Raw genomic sequence first — 886 nt, forward strand, 5'->3', positions numbered from 1 at the left:
GCCGCGCGTATCGAACCGGAATGGATCGAGCCGCTGGCTCAGCATCTGGCGAAAAGCAGTTACAGCGAGCCGCACTGGGAAAAAGCCCAGGGCGCGGTGATGGCGACGGAAAAAGTCACGCTCTACGGCCTGCCGATTGTGGCGGCACGCAGGGTGAATTACGGCACGATTGATCCGGTCGTGTCACGGGAACTGTTTATCCGGCATGCGCTGGTGGAAGGCGACTGGCAGACCCGTCATGCGTTCTTCCGCGCTAACCTGCGTCTGCGCACCGAAGTGGAAGAGCTGGAACACAAATCCCGTCGCCGCGATATTCTGGTTGATGACGAAACCCTGTTCCTGTTCTATGAACAACGCATCGGGCAGGAAGTGGTGTCGGCGCGTCATTTTGATACCTGGTGGAAAACGCAGCCGCAGGACAGCCTGAACTTTGAAAAAAGCATGCTGATTAAAGAGGGCGCGGGCAATATCAGCGCTCACGATTACCCGAACTTCTGGCATCAGGGCAATCTCAAACTGCGCGTGACCTATCAGTTTGAGCCGGGTACCGATGCTGACGGCGTAACGGTACATATTCCTTTACCGCTGCTCAATCAGGTGAGTGAAGAAGGTTTTGACTGGCAGATCCCGGGCATTCGTCGTGATCTGATCATGGCGCTGATTAAATCGCTGCCAAAACCCGTTCGCCGCAATTTTGTGCCTGCGCCAAATTACGCGGATGCCTTGCTCGGGCGCATCAAACCGTTCGAGATGCCGTTGCTGGATGCGATGGAAAAGGAACTGCGTAAGATGAGTGGCGTGACGGTGTCACGCGAAGACTGGCAGTGGGATCAGGTGCCCGATCATCTCAAAATGACGTTCCGCATTGTCGATGATAAAAACAAAA

Annotated in this window: 1 protein-coding gene; it reads left to right on the forward strand. The window is 55.2% G+C overall.

The annotated features are described in order from the left end of the window. A partial coding sequence (locus UC14_RS26510) for a DUF3418 domain-containing protein (RefSeq protein WP_157962172.1) occupies positions 1-886 on the forward strand: 886 nt, incomplete at both ends.

Origin of the sequence: Rahnella sp. NRRL B-41462, from assembly GCF_003263525.1 — a bacterium.
Classification (GTDB): Bacteria; Pseudomonadota; Gammaproteobacteria; order Enterobacterales; family Enterobacteriaceae; genus Rahnella; species Rahnella aceris.